Raw genomic sequence first — 16,700 nt, 5'->3', positions numbered from 1 at the left:
TGAGCCGATAGTAGAGGCTTGCGGCGATGAAATATCAGGCAGTCGTCACAAAAAATAACTTAATTGATGTTAATTTTTGTTATTTGAGAGAGTTGAGATTCTTTCGAGTCAAGTTTTGGCGTTTTTTGTGTGAATAAATGTGATTTTTGAGCCCGTTGCAGGTTATTTATCATTTTTTCCCAGGTCGCTGGGGTAGAATGGCGCCTTCCCTTCCCCGAGGCGCGAGGCAAGATGATTCCCGTAGAGCGACAGCAACGTATCCTGCAACTGCTGGCAGAGCGCGGCGTGGTCAGCATAGTGGAGCTGACCGACTGGTTGCAGGTCTCCCACATGACCATCAGGCGCGACATCCAGAAGCTGGAGGAGCAGGGGCGGGTTCTCTCCGTCTCGGGTGGGGTCAGCCTCTCCCAGCGGATCAAGAGCGAGCCCTCCCACGCCGCCAAGCGCAGCCTGATGCAGGGGGCCAAGCTGGCCATTGCCCGGCTCGCCGCCGCCCAGGTGAGCGAGGGGAGCACCGTCTATCTGGATGCCGGTACCACCTCCCTGGAGCTGGCCCGGGAGCTGGCGCTGCGGGAAGACCTGATGATAGTGACCAACGACTTCATGGTCTGCGCCTACCTCATCGAGCACGGCCGCTGCCGCCTCTATCACACCGGGGGCCAGGTCATTCGCGAGAACCAGTCCTGTGCCGGGGAGGCCACCGCCCACTTCCTGCGCAACCTCCATCTGGACGTTGCCTTCCTGTCAGCCTCCTCCTGGGACAGTCAGGGGATCTCCACCCCGAGCGAACAGAAAGTGCCGGTGAAGCGGGCCGTGGTGGAGTCGGCGGCGACCCGCATCCTCATCTGCGATTCGTCCAAATATGGCAAGGTGGGGACCTTCAACGTGGTGAGCTGGGATGCGATCGATCAGGTGATCACCGACGAGCAACTGCCCCAGAGTGCCCGCGAGGCGCTGGCCCAGCACGGGGTCAGGGTGACCATGGCGCCGCTGGCCAGCCTGGCGGTCAGCGCCGAGTGAGGGGGCCTCGTCCCTGAGACTGGTCAGGGACGGGCCCCGGGTCAGCGGCTGCCTGCCGCCGGCTCCTCCGCCAGGTTGGCTGAGCCCTGGATCACCTCCCCCGCCTTCTCGATGTCCCGTCCCATCCCGTGGATGGTGTTGCAGCCCAGCAACCAGAGGCTGGCACAGAGCACCAGCAGCATGCGATTCGCGTTCATCCTTCCTCCTTGCATCCTATGGGGTCAGTTTGAGCAGGCGTCCCTGACCCGAGTCCGTCAGCAGATAGAGCGCGCCGTCGGGGCCCTCCTTGACGGTACGGATCCGCTCCCCCAGATCGGTCAGCAACCGCTCCTGTGACACTATGGTGTCCCCGTCGAGGCGCAGGCGCAACAGGGCCTGGCCGCGCAGGGCGCCGACCAGCAGATCTCCCCGCCACTCCTTGAACAGCCCCCCCTGATAAAAGGTCATGCCCGAGGGGGCGATGGAGGGCACCCAGATCCAGCGCGGCGCCGTCAGGCCCGGCGCGCTCTGGCCCACGCCAATCTTGCCGCCACCGTACTCTTCGCCGAAGGTCACTCTGGGCCAGCCGTAGTTGTGGCCGGGCAGGATGAGGTTCACCTCGTCCCCGCCCTGGGGGCCGTGCTCGTGGGCCCAGAATTGCTGACTAACCGGGCGCAGCGCCGCCCCCTGCATGTTGCGATGGCCCAGGCTCCAGATCTCCGGCAGGGCCCCCGCCGTCTTGACGAAGGGATTGTCGGCGGGCACCCGGCCATCCCTGTGCAGGCGCACCGTCTTGCCGAGGTGGTTGTCCAGCGTCTGGGCCCGCGCCCGCTCGCTGTAGCGATCCCCCAGGGTGATAAAGAGATAGTCATCCATCAATACCAAGCGGGAGCCGAAGTGAGCGCCACCGGCGACCTTGGGCTGCTGGCGAAACAGCAGTTGCCAGTCGACCAACGCATCTTTTTGCAGCCGGGCCCGGGCCACGGCGGTGCCGGCGCCGCCGTCCCCCGGCTCGCTGTAGCTGAGATACACCCAGCCCTCGCCGTCCAGGGCGAGATCGAGCAGCCCCCCCTGACCCGCGGCGGCGAGGGGGGGCAGGCCCGAGATAAGGTGGCGCTCGCCGCCGGCGTCGATGCGCAGCAGGCGGCCCGGGCGCTCGCTGACGAGGTAGCCGCCATCGGGGAGAAACGCGAGCCCCCAGGGGTGGCGCAGCTCCCCCGCCACTTGGGTCAGGGTCAGCGCCCGCACCGGGAGCGCCAGGCAGACAAGCAGCAGGGCAAGCAGTCGCAACATGGGGGATATCCTCTCTCTGGCCAGGCCTGAACGTCGCTGAAGTATAGGGGAAGGGAGCGGGAAAACGTGAGACACAACAAGCTATTGCATCACTTCGCCGCCTACACTTCACACTGTCATCAAGGCGAATAGTGCGCCAGCCCGGACCCGGGATAATGGAGGATTCAGATGTCATCACTTGCGTCGGCGCCTGGGCGCCTCCTGTCCGATCTGCTGGCCGGCGTCACCGCGGCGGCCGTGGTGCTGCCCAAGGCCATGGCCTATGCCACGGTGGCGGGGCTGCCGGTGGCGATCGGTCTCTACACCGCGTTCGTGCCCATGGTGATCTACGCCTTGCTGGGCTCTTCCCGGGTGCTCAGCGTCAGCTCCACCAGCACCCTGGCTATCCTGACCGCCACCCAGCTCGGACTGGTGGTTCCGGACGGCGACCCAGGCCGGCTGCTCATTGTGACGGCCACCCTGACCCTGATGGTGGGGGCCATGCTGATGCTGGCGGCCGCGCTGCGGCTCGGCTTCATCGCCAACTTCATCTCCCTGCCGGTGCTGGTGGGGTTCAAGAGCGGCATAGGGCTGGTGATCATCCTCGACCAGCTGCCCAAGCTGTTCGGGGTGCACCTCCAGAAGGAGAACTTCTTCCTGGATCTCTACCACCTCGGCCAGGCGCTGCCCCAGACCTCCTGGCTGACCCTGGGGGTCGCCCTCGCCACCCTGGTGGTGCTGGTGTTCATGGAGTGGCGCTTTCCCCACTCCCCCGCCCCCCTGCTGGGGGTGGGTGTCGGCATCGCGCTGGTGTGGGGCCTCGGCCTGAACGAGGCGGGCGTCGCCATCGTCGGGAGCATCCCCACCGGCCTGCCCAGCCTGACGATGCCGGATCCGACCCTGGTGTTGCAGCTGCTGCCGGGGGCGGCGGGCATAGCGCTGATGAGCTTCACCGAGACTATCGCCGCAGGGCGGGCCTTCGTGGGGAAGGAGGAGCCCGAGATCAATGCGAATCGGGAACTGGTGGCCACCGGGCTGGCCAACCTGGGGGGCGCCTTCTGCGGCAGCATGCCGGCGGGGGGCGGCACCTCCCAGACGGCGGTGGTGCGCTCCGTCGGGGGCCTGAGCCAGCGGGCCTCCGCGGTCACCGCCGCGATGGCGCTGGCCACCATGATCTTCCTCGCCCCGCTGCTCTCCTGGCTGCCGAGCGCCACCCTGGCGATGGTGGTCATCGTCTACTCGGTGGGGCTCATCCAGCCGGGGGAGTTTCGCAAGATAGGGCAGATCCGCATGATGGAGTTTCGCTGGGCCGTCATCGCCTGCCTGGGGGTGCTGCTGTTCGGCACCCTGGAGGGCATAGTGGTCGCCATCCTCGCCTCCCTGCTGGGGCTGGCGAGCCAGACGGCGCACCCCAGGGTCTATGTGATCGGCCGCAAGCCCGGGGAGGATGTGCTGCGCCCGCTCAGCGAGCAGCATCCCGATGACGAGACCATCCCGGGCCTGCTGATCCTGCGCCCGGAGGGGCGCCTCTTCTTCATCAACGCGCAACACGTGGCGGCCCAGGTCCGGCAGCTGACCGAGACGCACAGGCCCGAGGTGGTGGTGCTCGACATGAGCCGGGTGCAGGACGTGGAATACTCGGCCCTGATGATGCTGATGGAGGGGGAGCGGCAGGTGCGTGACAAGGGGGTCACGCTCTGGCTGGCCGGGCTCAACCCTGGGGTGCTCGAGAACGTGCGCCGTAGCGGGCTGGCCAGCCAGCTGGGGGAGAGCCGCATGCTGTTCAATGCCAGGGCGGCTATCCGCCAGTATCGGCAGGGCAGGGGTGAGCCCGGGCTCACCCCGCTTGCCTAGAAGCGCTCCGGAATGATGCGCAGGGGGTGTTCCGAGGGGGCGGCCTTGCCTATCTTGCGCCTGGGCAGCTTGACCGGCTCGGCCGGCAGCGCCTCGTAGGGGATGTGCGACAGCAGGTGGGAGATGATGTTGAGGCGCACCCGCTTCTTGTCCTCGGAGCGGGCCACGAACCAGGGGGCCCAGGCGGTGTCAGTGGCGATGAACATGGCATCCCGCGCCCGGGTGTAGTCATCCCAGCGGTTGAAGGACTTGATGTCCATGGGGGAGAGCTTCCAGATCTTGCGACCGTCGTCGATGCGATCCCGCAGCCGCCGCTCCTGCTCCTCTGGGGTCACCTCCAGCCAGTACTTCAGCAGTATGATGCCCGAATCGACCATGGCCTTCTCCACCATGGGGGTGCCTGCCAGGAATTTGTCGCTCGCCTCCTCGCTGCAAAAGCCCATGACGCGCTCCACGCCGGCCCTGTTGTACCAGCTGCGATCGAAGATGACGATCTCGCCCGCCGCCGGCAGGTGGGGGATGTAGCGCTGGAAATAGAGCTGGCTCTTCTCCCGCTCCGTGGGGGCGGGCAGCGCGACGACGCGAAAGACCCGGGGGCTGACCCGCTCGGTGATCGCCTTGATGGTGCCCCCCTTGCCGGCCCCGTCGCGCCCCTCGAACACGATGCAGACCTTGAGCCCCTTGTGCACCACCCACTGCTGCAGCTTCACCAGCTCCACGTGCAGGCGGCGCAGCGCCTTTTCGTATGCCTTGTTGCCGAGGGGCTTCTGCTCCTCGACCACGACCGGCTGTTCAGCCCTGGATTTTTTTTTGCTGCCCATGATGTCCTTCTTGTGTCTCAAACGGATGGAGAGTGGCCGTCATCCCGGACGGCGCCCTTCAAGCGTAGATGACGACGCCGGCTCGCCGTTGGCGGCGAGGGCAGAGGGTGATCGGGATCATGGGTGGGCAGGTGGACGGCGAGCCCTTGCCCCGGTTGTCGCCATCCCCACGGGGCTGGGGCCGCACTGCGCACAGTGCTGGCGGGGGATGATGAAGGGGCCAAGAACGACCAAGGGGTTGGCATCTTGCGATGCCAACCCCTTGTTTTGTATGGCGTTCCCGACTGGAGTCGAACCAGTGGCCTGTCCCTTAGGAGGGGACCGCTCTATCCTGCTGAGCTACGGGAACCTTGTGGCGGGCATTATACAAGAAGCATTGTGCTTTTAAACCCTTGATTCCTATTCCAATACGGCCAAATCACCGATTTGGACATTGAATGGCGAATATTTGTTCTGACTGCTGATGACGGCGCCGTCCTCGAACACCTGCACCACCTCGAACAGGCCGTCGGCGGGATTGCGCATCACGCGGGACTTGCCGTAGGGGTCGACGAAGTCGGCGCTGTGCTGGACGCGGAACTGATCCCCGAGCTTGACGCCGTTGCGACGGCCCAGATTGATGTGGGGACCGCGCTCGTGCTGGGCCACGATCCGGGCGGTGACGGGGGCGCAGGCAAGCTCGGCGACGATGTCCTGGGCCGCCTCCTTCAACTGGTAGCCCACCTCCTGGCCATAACTCGACTGCCAGAACCGGCCGCCGCTGCTGCCGACCTGTTCCCGCTTGGAGAAGGTCCAGTTGGCGCGCCCCTGGTACTCCTTGCGACCGAGCAGGGTGCCGTTGATGCCGTCAAACAGGTAGAGCTGCATGCGAAAATTGCGCACGGGATCCTCATACCAGCTGGTCAGGGCGTTGCCCTGAGGCTCGAGGGAGAGATCGTCGATGCTGCCGAGCACCAGGTACTGGCTGTCGGTGCGCAGGCTCAGGGCCTTGATCTCCTCGAGGGCGCTGCGATCCCCCTGCTGCAGGTGGAGCGGATCGATGCGCAGGTTCTCGTCGAGCCACTGGCGGGCGACCACCCCCTGGGGGGCTGCCGCCAAGGTCTCGAACAGGCGGCGGGAGAGATCGGCGGGCATGTCGTCCAGGGCGCCGGTGCTCGCCTGATCCGGGTAGCGCATGCGCAGGCGTACCAGCGTCAAATCCTTGGCGTAGTGCTGGGTCTGGCAGATCTGGCGCTCGGCCTGGATGTCGGCCACCAGCGTGATGTACATGCGGCCGTTGCGCACCTCTTCGCGCTTGAGGCGGTACTGGCGGATGTCGCCGCCGGAACGGATCTGGATCTGCTCCGAGCGCAGGCTGCCATTTTCCAGGCGCTGGATGCTGGAGACGGACGCCCCGCTGGCCAGCAGGGCCTGGCGCAGCGCATCCCGGGTTGCCTGCTCGCGGGCGTAGACCTCGTCGCCCCCCAGAATGGCGGCACTGCCCTGGGCCTCGATAAGTTCGGCCCTGGCCGACAGGCTGGCCAGCAGCAGGGTGAACAGCAGCGAAACTTTCATAACAAACACCTTGAGTGGGCGACCCCGCTGCCGCCGGTGAGGCGGGTCAGGGATCCTGGACACAGATCCGGTCTGCACCGGAGCGGGTGACCAAATAAAAGCAAGAACCATGCCTTCTTCCCTGGCCGGAGCCCGTACGGTGGGCTCCGGTGGCACAGTGCGCGCCTTTGCCCTGGGATCATCGAGGATCCTGCGCGCATTCCCGCCTCAAGTGTTGGCGGTTGCGACCGATAACAGGTCAGGTGCAGATACAGGAAAGGTATCCATGAAGAGAGTTATCACGGTGCTGGCGGTGGCGCTGGCATTGGTCGGTTGCGGGTCGGCCGACCCCATCAATCGGGAGCTGGGAGACCCTCGCCAGGCGGCGAAGGGGATGGAGCTCAACTGGCTGGTGGCCCGCATGACGGATCAGTTGATGGAGCGCAAGTCCCTCACGACCCTGACCGAGCCCATTGCGGTCGCCTCCTTTGTCGATCTCGACACCCTGAAGGACACCAACTGGATGGGGCAGCAGATCGAGGAGAGCTTCATCTACGAGCTGAACCGGCGCGGGGAAGTGGTGGTGGACTTCAAGACCACGGGCAACATCCAGGTGACCCCGCAGGGGGATTTCGTGATGAGCCGCAACTACAAGGATCTCTCGTCCCGGCTGCCCATCTCCCGCATCCTGACCGGCACCTTCAGCCGCAATCAGCAGGGGATCCTGGTCAACGCCCGCATCATCGATCTGCGCACCAAGATGGTGGAGACCACGGCCCAGAGCCTGATCCCGAAACAATATTTGTCCGGTGCCAGCAACTCCTTTGGCCGGGCCTCCATCAATCGCGGTTACCTGATGCGGGGGGGCCAGAGCCCGTCCGGCCATCTGGTCAACCTGACCCCTTGAGGTGGCGCGTCATGAAGCGTGAAGCGGGCTGGCTGACATTGAGCCGTGAAACATCGGGTGTGGTGAACAGGAAAACGGGGAAACAGCGATGAAAATCTTGTTGGGTTGCCTGATGGCCATGTTGCTGACGGCGTGCAGTGGCAACCGGGTGGTGAACTATGACGTGGGCGAGAAGCCCGATGACTTCCCGGTGCTCAAGGCGGTGGGGTATGCGGTGATCGACATCCAGCCCGGTCCCTCCCAGTCCGAGAAGATGTTGCAGGCGATCCGCGCCTCCAAGATGGACGCCTACCGGGAGCTGGCGGAGCAGCTCAACGGCCAGCAGGTGCGCGGCCAGAGCAGCTACAAGGACCTGACCCAGACCTCCAACTCCCTGGATGTGTCGGTGGCGGGCATGGTGCGCGGTGCCCGGGTGGTGGCGACCTATCCCCGTGGCAACACCTATGCCACCGAGCTGGAGCTCGACACCCGCAACCTCTATCACCTGAACCAGCTGATGGCGGGCCAGTTCTAGGGCGGGTCCGGGGGGCGCCGGCATGAGCCCGGCGATGATCACGGCACAGACAAAGGCGAGCGCAGGCTCGCCTTTTTGTTTGGTCGGGAAAGGGCTCGGATCTGCGGGGAATAACCGGGGTTGGCGCCTTGGACGGGATAGGGCCTGGGGAGGATAACCGGGGTTGGCGCCTTGGACGGGATAGGGCCTGGGGAGGATAACCGGGGTTGGCGTCTTGGGGGATAACTGGCCTGCGGTGAGGATAACCGGGATTGGCGTCTTGGGGGGAGAGCTGGTCTTCTGCAGGAGAAACGGACTTGATGGCCGGGCGGGATCCGGCCTGTGGCGAGGAAAAAGGGGGCTGAAGTAGAACAAGAGGTGCCCGGGCGCCGGAATGGCAGCCTTTTTTGTTTAGGGAAATCTAACGATATCACCATGTCGTTAAATAAAGCCAAACGATAGAAAGGCCCGGCAGGCGGCAAAAGGAGGCCGCAACGGGAGGAAGATGGCCTGATGGTGAGTGGAGAGACAGCAGCGCCAGGATCCCGGGTCCACGAGGAAGGGGGTGGAGGGCGGTTTAACGCCGGAAGGGAAGGGCGGGACTGGGCCGCGTCTCACGGGGAGGGCGCAGAGAGCACAAAGGCGAGCCGGGGCTCGCCTTTGTGTGGCAGGGGCGGGATCCGCTCCCCATCAGCTTCCCATCAAGACGGGCGGCACGGCGGTCGGCTTGACGTCTTCGCTCGGGTAGCAGCCCAGCACCTTGATGTAGCGGGTGATCTTGGTCAGCTCCAGCAGGGCGGCCTGCATGGCCGGGGTCTGCAGGTTGGCGGAGACATCCAGGTAGAACATCTCCTCCCAGGGGTTGCCCTGCACCGGACGGGATTCGAGCTTGGTCATGTTGATCTCGTGGCTGCGCAGCACCAGCAGCGCCTCCACCAGGGAGCCCGGCTTCTGGGAGGTGGACATGATGAGGGTGGTCTTGGCCGGGATCTGGGGCGCCACGTCGATGGGCTTGCGCGCCACCACGATGAAGCGGCTGTAGTTCTCCTTCTGGTTGGCGAGCTGCTCGGCCAGCACGTCCAGGCCATAGAGCTCGCCGCCGGCGGCGCTGCCGATGGCCGCCGCTTCCGGGCTTGCCAGCTCCTTCACCTTCATCATGGCGCTGGAGGAGGAGTCGCAGATCTCGTGGCGCGCTCCTTCCAGCTTGCTGAGGTAATGGGAGCACTGCTGGAACACCTGGGGATGGGCGTAGAAGGTCTTGATGCGTTCGATCTCGGTGGGCACGGCGGTGAGGATGCAGTGCTCGATGGGATAGGTGAGCTCACCCACGATGGAGAGGGTGGTGTGCTGCATCACGTCGTACACCTCGTTGATGGAGCCCGAGCTGGTGTTCTCGATGGGCAGCACCCCGAAGGCGGCGCGGCCCGACTCCACGGTGTCCAGCACCTCGCGGAAGTTCTGGCAGTTCACCTCGATCACCTGATCCTTGTAGCGGGCCAGGTACTTGCGGGCGGCCAGGCTCGAGTAGGAGCCGCGCGGTCCCAGGTAGGCGACGCTGGTCATGGGCTCCTGTTGCTGGGGGTTGAGCAGGCTCTGCAGGTAGGCCTGCTGGGAGAGCACGGAGTCTTCGATGATGGTGTGGTAGATGCGGGTGATGTACTGGGCATCCAGTCCGAGGGCGCGCCCTTTCTGGATCAGGGCGACCAGCAAGTCCTGTTCGCGCTGGTGGTCACGGATGGGACGGGGATTGGCCTGCTTGGCGCGGGCGACCTCGATGCTGAGGGTCTTGCGTTTGGCCAGCAGGGCGAGCAGCTCCTGATCCAACTGGGTGATGTCGTGTCTGATCTCGTCGAGCGTTGCCATGGTGGTTCCCTATCCAGTGATTCTGTGGTGTGTGGTGCAAAAAAAAGCCTCCGCTGGGGAGGCTCGATTCGTCTTTGGTTTCTGTTTACGCGAATGGTTCACGTGACGACGGGCCTTCCCTCATGTGGGCCGGGTAAACGAGAAAACAAAGAAGAATGGTGTGTTCATGGGCGTGTCCTGAATGTAACGCCATAACCATTAAGGGATTTGGCGGTGCGATGCAAGTAAAACTTGCCCGGGGGCGTTGAACGGGGCAGGGTGGTGGCTCGGGTTGCCGAGGGGGAGTGAGCGTCGTTCTGGTCCCTGTTTGTGGCAACCGCCGTGACCACATCCGTGGCAACAACACATAGAGAGGACGAGACGATGGCGGTGATCTTCGATCTGGGCAGGGTGGTGGTGCGCTGGGATCCGGTGGCCATCGTGAGTGGGGTGCGCGGACCTGATGGGGCGACAGCGATCGCGGAGCAGCTGTTCAACCACCCGGACTGGCTGGAGGTGGACAGGGGGACCCTCTCCCTGCACACCATGGCCCGTCAGGCGCAGGGGCGCACCGGCCTGTCGATGGCGGAGAATCTGGCCATCTTGCAGGCGGTGCCGTCCTCCCTTGTGCCGGATCCCGCCATGGTGGCGCTCATCGAAGAACTGCACGGTGCAGGCCACCCCCTCTATGCCCTCTCCAACATGGGGCACGCCAGCATCGACTGGCTGGAGCAGCATCAGTCCTTCTGGCGCTTCTTCAGCGGCAAGGTGGTGTCGGCCCGGGTGCGAATGCTCAAACCCGAGCCCGACATCTACCGCTATCTGCTGGTGTCGTTCGACCTCAAGGCTGGGGAGTGCCTCTTTATCGACGACAGCCCGGCCAACGTGGCGGCGGCCGAGGCGCTCGGTCTGCGGGGGCTGATCTTCACCGATCCGGCCCGGTGCCGGGCGCATCTGATCGCTCAGGGGTTGTTGCCTGCCTGAGGAGAGCCAGTTTCGCTTCGCAGCGAAAAAAGTGTGCAAAACCTTGATTGAGGGCAAATAACGTACAGCTTTATCCATGCTCTTTAAGTGTATATTCAGCTTGGTGCGGGCAAAATGGTATCCAGTTCATCATCCGGAGTTGTTGTTATGGATGCCAATGTCGTTGCGCTGCATCGGGGATACGATCAGACCTTTCAAGCCAGGGAACAGAGGCTCATCAACACCCTGGCCGGTTACAGCGAACTGCTTGTCTCCTTCTCCGGCCGACAGGAATCTTGCTACAGCATGGATCTGTGCCGGGCCAGCGGGGTGCGATTTCGCGCCATCACCCTGGACAACCCCACCCTCAGCCGCCAGTCGGTGGCCAGGGCACAGCGCTACTGCCGGCACTACGGCATCCCCCATCAGGTGCTCAAGACCGACGAGATGATCTTCAGCGCGCACCTGGGCCACCTCGCCGAGGTGACCGACCCGGTGCGCTACCTCTGCCAGCAGCTCGAACATGAAGAGGGCCCGCCGCTGCTGATGTCGGCCTCGGTGGAGGAGAAGCGGGAGTACCTGCGCCGATTCCACAGCCTGCCCGCCAACACCCTCTGGATCTTTGCCGAGCAGGGGATGACCAACCGGGATTTTCGCTACGGCTTTCACAAGCGGCAACTGGCGCTCTGGGGAGACGTGGGGGAGGCCTGCCTGAGCCGGCGGTTTGTCGATATGACCTCCCTGGACAGGCGGCACCTGCGGATGGTCGACATGGCCGAGCAGATGCTGGTGGACATGGGGCTGGGGGGAGCCCAGGTCTTCTTCCATACCCTGGGTGACAGGGTCACCACCCTTGCGAGGATCCGGGTGCCCGAACGGCTGCGGGCCTTGGTGTTCGACATGCAGCCCACCATCCAGAAGGCCCTCAGGAGTGCCCAGTTCGATCTGGTGACCCTGGATCTGGCCACGCTGGAGGATCCCCACCCCCTGGTCATCTGAGTCGGGGCGTAACGTGAGGGGGGTCATAGGCAAGGAGGGCGCGACTCTTTATACTGCTCCCTTCGCATCCTTTATCGAGTGCCTGCCCATGAAACCCCTCTCCCGACTGCTGGTCGCCCTCTGTCTGTGCCCTCTGCTGGCCGAGGCGGCTCCCCTGCACCAGATCACCTTGCCGGATGGTCGCCAGGTGCAACTCAATGACGATTTCACCTGGGAATACCTGCTGGTCAAGCCGGCAGCCACGGTAGCCGGTCAGGCAGTGACGGCGAGTGTCGCGGCCCCGGTGCTGACCGAGCAGGCCATGGCCCATCCCGACTTGCTCTCCCAGGCGACCCGGGACGGCATCACGGTGAAGCTGGACCAGGTGGCGGGGGACGATCCCCTCAGCCTGCAGTTCGTGGTGAGCAACACCGGCAGTCGCAACGTGGTGCGCGTCAACGGCAGCCTGACCCTGTTCAGCGCCGACGGGGTGCAGCTCTCGAGCGAGCCCGTGCGCTTCTGGGTCGGGGAGAACCGCCTGCCTGACTCCTACCTGCGCAAGGGGGAGGCACGCACCTCCCGGGCCATCGAGCTGGCACGACCCGCCGGCCTCACCGGCAAGCCGCTGGTGCGGGTGCAGATCGACGAGGTGGAGTTCCGCTAGGATGACGGCGGGGGAGCCCTCGCTCCCCCGCAGAGTGTTGCACCGGTAACCGCCAGCAATATCCGCTTACATCTGACATGGTTTGGCAACAGCTTGCTCCTCGGCGTTGCCCCCTTTGCCCGTCACAATGGCTCCATTCCAGTTAGGTCCGCCTAACTCAACCCATGGAGTCAACAAAATGCAAAAGATCGCACTGTCTGTTCTGGTTCTGGCCGGTCTCTCTTCCACCTCCGTCCTGGCGCAAGATGCCTTCAGCTATGCCAAGGGCTCTGCCACCTGGGCCCACACCAAGTCTGACTACATCGGTGGCAAGGATGGGGAGAACCGCGACTTCGGCGGCCTGAGCCTGGATCTCTCCAAGAGCTTCACCAGCAATGTCTATGGCCGGATCGGCAGCGAATACACCTCCCGCAGCAGCGGCAACGACAGCATGGCCATCTCCAGTCTGGGGATGGGTGTCTACACCCCCCTCAGCACCGGCCTGAACCTCTACGGTGAAACCGGCCTGATGGGCTACAGCCTGGAACGGGAGCTGGCTTCCGACGTGAACCACTCCGGTTGGGATACCCTGGCCCGCAAGAAGAGCGGCAGCCTCTACGGAGAAGTGGGTCTGCGCTACGACATCGGCGCCGTCGAGCTCTCCACCGGCTATCGCTACGCCAACATGACCGACGACATGCACGACTTCAAGGCGGGGGCGGCCTACAAGCTGACCCAGAACCTGGCCCTCACCGCCGACTACACCTATCGCAACTGGGATCTGCAAAAAGGCTCCATCTCCAGCCTGGGTGTGAAATACAGCTTCTGATCATCCTTCCTGCAGGGTCTTCACCTTTACCCATGACTTCGGTCATGGGTTTTTTTTATGGGGGCTGATCCGCCCGCCGCCCCCTGGCCGTATCAGTTCGCAATAGTTATACAGCTTCCAATCTTTTGTATAACTGCTATAACTTACTCAAGGCTTATACAAGGGGCTTCATCATGTACAAGATTAAGGTCGGTATCAGTGCCTGTCTGCTCGGCCAGGAAGTGCGCTTCGACGGGGGCCACAAACGATCCAGTTTCTGCGAACGGGATCTGGGTGCCCATTTCGACTATCACCCCGTCTGCCCCGAGATGGCCATTGGCCTGGGTGCACCCCGCGCCGCCATCCGGCTGGTGAAGCGCCAGGGCGAGGTGCGGGCCGAGGCAAGCAACGGCAGCTTCGACGTCACCGACAAGCTGATTGCCTTCAGCGAGCAGAAGGCACGCCAGCTCGACTTCCTCTCCGGCTACATCCTCTGCGCCAAATCCCCCAGCTGCGGCATGGAGCGGGTGCGCATCTATGGCGCCAACAACGAGGGGAGCGCCAAGGAGGGGGTCGGCCTCTTCGCCAAGGCGCTGATGGAGGCCAACCCCCTGCTGCCGGTGGAGGAAGATGGCCGCCTGTGCGACCCCATCCTGCGGGAGAACTTCGTGCTGCGGGTCTTCGCCTACCACGACTGGCAGCAGCTCTGCGCCCGGGGGATCACCGCCTCAGCCCTGATCCGCTTCCATTCACGCTACAAGTACCTGGTGCTCTCCCACGCCACCACCCACTACCGGGCGCTGGGGCGCCTGCTCGCCAACCTTGGCAAGGCCAACCTGCAGGAGGTGGCCGACAGCTACATCCAGGGGTTGATGGCGGCGCTGACCCTGCGGGCCAACCGCCGCAGCCACACCAATGTGCTGATGCACCTGCAGGGCTACTTCAAGCGGGTGCTGACCCCGGCCCAGAAGCAGGAGCTGTGCGACACCATCGACAAGTACCGCACCGGGGTCTTCCCGTTGCTGGTGCCCCTTACCCTGATCCGCCACTACCTGCGCGAGTACCCGAACCCCTATCTCGCCGAGCAGGTGTACCTCAATCCCCATCCCGACACGCTGAAATTGCGTTACGGGCTGTGAAGGTGTGGCTGGATTTGGCCGATCAGGCCTACCTCGACCTTCATCCCGACACGCTCAAGCTGCGCTACGGGCTCTGAACCCCCTGTGCAGGCCCCGGCGGATGACCGGGGCCTCTTCCCAACGTCTGATGGACTCTCTCATGTCTGATGAACCACAAGCAGCCGCGCCTCTCCCCGACGAGGGCGTCTACCCCATTCGCGAGGTCTCCCGCCTCACCGGCGTCAACGCCGTCACCCTGCGCGCCTGGCAGCGCCGCTACGGGCTGGTGCAACCGGCCCGAACCGAGAAGGGCCATCGCCTCTACAGCGAGCAGGACATCCGCCAGATAGGCGAGATCCTGAGCTGGCTGGAGCGGGGGGTGAGCATAGGTCAGGTGAAGGGGCTGTTGAGCGAGCCCCAGAGTGCGCCGGTGAGCGATCACTGGCAGCAGACCCTGGAGCAGTTCAGCCAGGCGCTGCTCGCCTTCAACCAGCGCAAGGCGGAGGCCGAGCTTGGCGATCTGCTGGCGAGCTACCCCTTCGAGCTGGTGCGCAGCCGGGTGCTGCAGCCCCTGGTGGAGCGGCTGCTGGGGCTGTGGCGCGAGCGCCCCGATGGCGAGCTGCTGCAACAGGTGTGGCTCGGCTGGTTGCATACCCGCTTCGCCCGCCACCTCATCGAGCAGGAGAAGGGCGTCCCCGTCACCCTGGCAAGCTGGGGGCAGGTGGGGCCGCTGGATCTTGTCTGGGCTGCGTATGAGCTCATCGGTCAGGGATATGAGGTGCAACTGCTGGGGGCGGTGGAGCCCCGCCATGCCACCCTGCTGGAGGGGCGCGCCACCCCCCCCTGGCTGATCCTGCTGGGGGCCGGGCTCGGCAAGCAGGACCAGGCCGCCGAATGGCCTGCGGGTACCCGCTTCTTTGGCGAGCTGGGACGCCTCTACGATGAGCCGTGGCGGCGTGCCCGCAACTGGCACGCCACCCTGGCAGAGGTCAGTGCGACGCCCCGCACTGCCAAGGCGAAGGGCAAGGGCGGGAGAACACCGTCATGAGGCTGGTCTGGTTTCGCAACGATCTGCGTCTGGCCGACAACCCGGCCCTGCGCCACGCCTGCGCCGGAGATGAACCGGTCGCCGCACTCTTCATCGTCTCGCCGACCCAGTGGCAGCAGCACAAGCTGGCCCCGGTCCGCCAGCGCTTCATGCTGGCACAGGCGGATGCCATGGGCTGCGAGCTGGCGGCCCTCGGCATTCCGCTTCATCTGCTGCGGGTCGAGACCTTTGCCGAGGTGCCGACGGCGCTGACGGCGCTCTGCCGGGATCTCGGGGTGAGCCAGCTCTACGCCAACCAGGCCATCGAGATTGACGAGCTGCGCCGCGACCACGCCGTCAGCGCCGCGCTGGGGGAGCAGGGCCTGACCAGCCACTGGTTCAACGGCTGCTGCGTGCTGCCGCCCGGTCGGGTGCTGACCGGGTCGGGGGAGATGTTCAAGGTCTTCACCCCCTTCAGCCGCGCCTGGCTCAAGGCTCTCGAGGAGGATGGCTTCGTCATTCACCGTGCCCCCGCACCACGCGGCGAGCGGTTGCCGTGGCTGCCCCTGGCCGAGCGGGAGTGGGTGGACGACGGGCTGGGGGATTTGACGCCGGACACCCGCTGGCCGGTGGGGGAGGCCGAGGCGAGCCGCCGGTTGCACGCTTTTCTGGATCAGGCGGTGCTCGATTACGGCGAGACCCGGGACTTTCCGGCGCTGGCGGGCACCTCCGTGCTCTCCCCCTATCTGGCGGCGGGCATCATCAGTGCCCGCCAGTGCGTGGGGGCGCTGCAGCAGCGTCTCGGCTACCGGCCCCAGTCGAAGGCCCAACCCGGTTTCGTCTGGCTCAACGAGCTCATCTGGCGCGAGTTCTACCGCCACTTGCTGGTGCTGATCCCGAGCCTCTCCATGAACCGCCCCTTCAAGCCGGAGACGGCGGCCCTGCCGTGGAGCTGGGATCCGGATGCCTTCGCCGCCTGGTGCGAGGGGCGCACCGGCTACCCCGTGGTCGATGCGGCCATGCGTTGCCTCAACGCCACCGGCTGGATGCACAACCGGCTGCGGATGATAGTGGCGAGCTTCCTCACCAAGGATCTCCATATCCACTGGCGGCTTGGGGAGGACTACTTCATGAGTCGGCTCATCGACGGGGATCTGGCGGCCAACAATGGCGGCTGGCAGTGGGCGGCGGGGACCGGGGCCGATGCGGCGCCCTATTTCCGGGTCTTCAACCCCACCACCCAGGGGCAACGATTTGATCCACAAGGGGAGTTCATTCGTACCTGGGTCACTGAGCTGGCGGATGTGCCTGCTGCCTATCTTCACGAGCCCCACGACTGGTTGCGGCTCAAGGGGCGGCAGGATTATCCGGCCCCCATGGTGGATCATGCCGTTGCACGGGTGAGGGCCATCGAGATGTTCCGCGAACTGGAGAAAAACTAG

The 16,700-nt window shown here is 64.7% G+C and carries 16 protein-coding genes, 1 tRNA gene and 1 other annotated feature; of the genes, 11 read left to right on the top strand and 6 right to left on the bottom strand.

The window, feature by feature from the left end:
• Positions 1 to 231 precede the first annotated feature (231 nt).
• Complete coding sequence (locus PG896_RS07485) at positions 232 to 1,020, top strand: DeoR/GlpR family DNA-binding transcription regulator (RefSeq protein WP_113978551.1); 789 nt, start codon at positions 232 to 234, stop codon at positions 1,018 to 1,020.
• A gap of 41 nt (positions 1,021 to 1,061) precedes the next feature.
• Here the strand turns inward: PG896_RS07485 and PG896_RS07480 are convergent, their stop codons facing one another.
• Together PG896_RS07480 and PG896_RS07475 are read right to left on the bottom strand one after the other, a co-directional pair.
• A complete protein-coding gene (locus PG896_RS07480; protein ID WP_084202561.1) occupies positions 1,062 to 1,217 on the bottom strand; it encodes an entericidin A/B family lipoprotein in 156 nt (51 codons plus the stop codon).
• A gap of 16 nt (positions 1,218 to 1,233) precedes the next feature.
• The gene (locus tag PG896_RS07475; protein WP_113978549.1) at positions 1,234 to 2,292 is read right to left on the bottom strand and encodes a PQQ-dependent sugar dehydrogenase; all 1,059 of its coding nucleotides are present in this window, start codon (positions 2,290 to 2,292) and stop codon (positions 1,234 to 1,236) included.
• 168 nt (positions 2,293 to 2,460) lie between these two features.
• Between PG896_RS07475 and PG896_RS07470 the strand changes: the two genes are divergently transcribed.
• Entirely contained in the window at positions 2,461 to 4,125 is a 1,665-nt protein-coding gene (locus PG896_RS07470) for a SulP family inorganic anion transporter (RefSeq protein WP_113978547.1), read from the top strand.
• On the opposite strand, the gene ppk2 is transcribed toward PG896_RS07470, so the two are convergent.
• The 3 genes from ppk2 to PG896_RS07455 all read right to left on the bottom strand — a co-directional run bounded on the left by ppk2 (position 4,122) and on the right by PG896_RS07455 (position 6,500).
• Positions 4,122 to 4,946, bottom strand: coding sequence for a polyphosphate kinase 2 (ppk2, locus tag PG896_RS07465; RefSeq protein ID WP_113978546.1), 825 nt, complete (start codon positions 4,944 to 4,946; stop codon positions 4,122 to 4,124). The two genes, PG896_RS07470 and ppk2, sit on opposite strands and share 4 nt — an antisense overlap.
• A gap of 272 nt (positions 4,947 to 5,218) precedes the next feature.
• A tRNA-Arg gene (locus PG896_RS07460) sits at positions 5,219 to 5,295 on the bottom strand.
• A gap of 50 nt (positions 5,296 to 5,345) precedes the next feature.
• Positions 5,346 to 6,500, bottom strand: a complete 1,155-nt coding sequence (locus tag PG896_RS07455) for a flagellar assembly protein FlgT (protein WP_210538476.1) — start codon at positions 6,498 to 6,500, stop codon at positions 5,346 to 5,348.
• 265 nt (positions 6,501 to 6,765) lie between these two features.
• On the opposite strand from PG896_RS07455, the gene PG896_RS07450 reads away from it, so the two are divergent.
• Both PG896_RS07450 and PG896_RS07445 read left to right on the top strand, forming a co-directional pair.
• Positions 6,766 to 7,386 (top strand): FlgO family outer membrane protein, encoded by a 621-nt coding sequence (locus PG896_RS07450; RefSeq protein ID WP_010673310.1) that lies wholly within the window; start codon positions 6,766 to 6,768, stop codon positions 7,384 to 7,386.
• 88 nt (positions 7,387 to 7,474) lie between these two features.
• Positions 7,475 to 7,900 (top strand): LPP20 family lipoprotein, encoded by a 426-nt coding sequence (locus tag PG896_RS07445; protein ID WP_010673311.1) that lies wholly within the window; start codon positions 7,475 to 7,477, stop codon positions 7,898 to 7,900.
• Between the two features lie 669 nt (positions 7,901 to 8,569).
• Here PG896_RS07445 and pheA read toward each other — a convergent pair.
• Positions 8,570 to 9,742: a prephenate dehydratase gene (gene pheA, locus PG896_RS07440; protein WP_010673312.1), complete on the bottom strand. Its 1,173-nt coding sequence runs from the start codon at positions 9,740 to 9,742 to the stop codon at positions 8,570 to 8,572.
• 38 nt (positions 9,743 to 9,780) lie between these two features.
• Positions 9,781 to 9,914: a sequence feature (Phe leader region), on the bottom strand.
• A 191-nt stretch (positions 9,915 to 10,105) separates the two neighbouring features.
• Between pheA and PG896_RS07435 the strand changes: the two genes are divergently transcribed.
• From PG896_RS07435 to phrB, 7 genes are all read left to right on the top strand, one after another.
• Positions 10,106 to 10,705 carry an HAD family hydrolase gene (locus tag PG896_RS07435; RefSeq protein WP_210538475.1) on the top strand — a complete coding sequence of 200 codons (600 nt, stop codon included), beginning with the start codon at positions 10,106 to 10,108 and terminating at the stop codon, positions 10,703 to 10,705.
• A gap of 147 nt (positions 10,706 to 10,852) precedes the next feature.
• Entirely contained in the window at positions 10,853 to 11,683 is an 831-nt protein-coding gene (locus PG896_RS07430) for a hypothetical protein (protein WP_410198453.1), read from the top strand.
• An 88-nt stretch (positions 11,684 to 11,771) separates the two neighbouring features.
• A complete protein-coding gene (locus PG896_RS07425) occupies positions 11,772 to 12,326 on the top strand; it encodes a DUF3157 family protein (RefSeq protein ID WP_010673315.1) in 555 nt (184 codons plus the stop codon).
• Between the two features lie 178 nt (positions 12,327 to 12,504).
• Complete coding sequence (locus PG896_RS07420) at positions 12,505 to 13,134, top strand: outer membrane beta-barrel protein (protein ID WP_039041374.1); 630 nt, start codon at positions 12,505 to 12,507, stop codon at positions 13,132 to 13,134.
• Between the two features lie 173 nt (positions 13,135 to 13,307).
• Positions 13,308 to 14,252 carry a YbgA family protein gene (locus PG896_RS07415; protein ID WP_010673317.1) on the top strand — a complete coding sequence of 315 codons (945 nt, stop codon included), beginning with the start codon at positions 13,308 to 13,310 and terminating at the stop codon, positions 14,250 to 14,252.
• Positions 14,253 to 14,391: 139 nt separating this feature from the next.
• Complete coding sequence (locus tag PG896_RS07410; RefSeq protein WP_113069793.1) at positions 14,392 to 15,279, top strand: MerR family transcriptional regulator; 888 nt, start codon at positions 14,392 to 14,394, stop codon at positions 15,277 to 15,279.
• Entirely contained in the window at positions 15,276 to 16,700 is a 1,425-nt protein-coding gene (gene phrB / locus PG896_RS07405; RefSeq protein ID WP_270835571.1) for a deoxyribodipyrimidine photo-lyase, read from the top strand. Before PG896_RS07410 ends, phrB begins: the two co-directional genes overlap by 4 nt.

Source organism: Aeromonas sp. QDB30, from assembly GCF_027707645.1.
GTDB classification, from domain to species: Bacteria; Pseudomonadota; Gammaproteobacteria; order Enterobacterales; family Aeromonadaceae; genus Aeromonas; species Aeromonas caviae.
The sequence above is the reverse complement of the archived record's forward strand: the minus strand, read 5'-3'. Positions and strand labels throughout refer to the sequence as shown.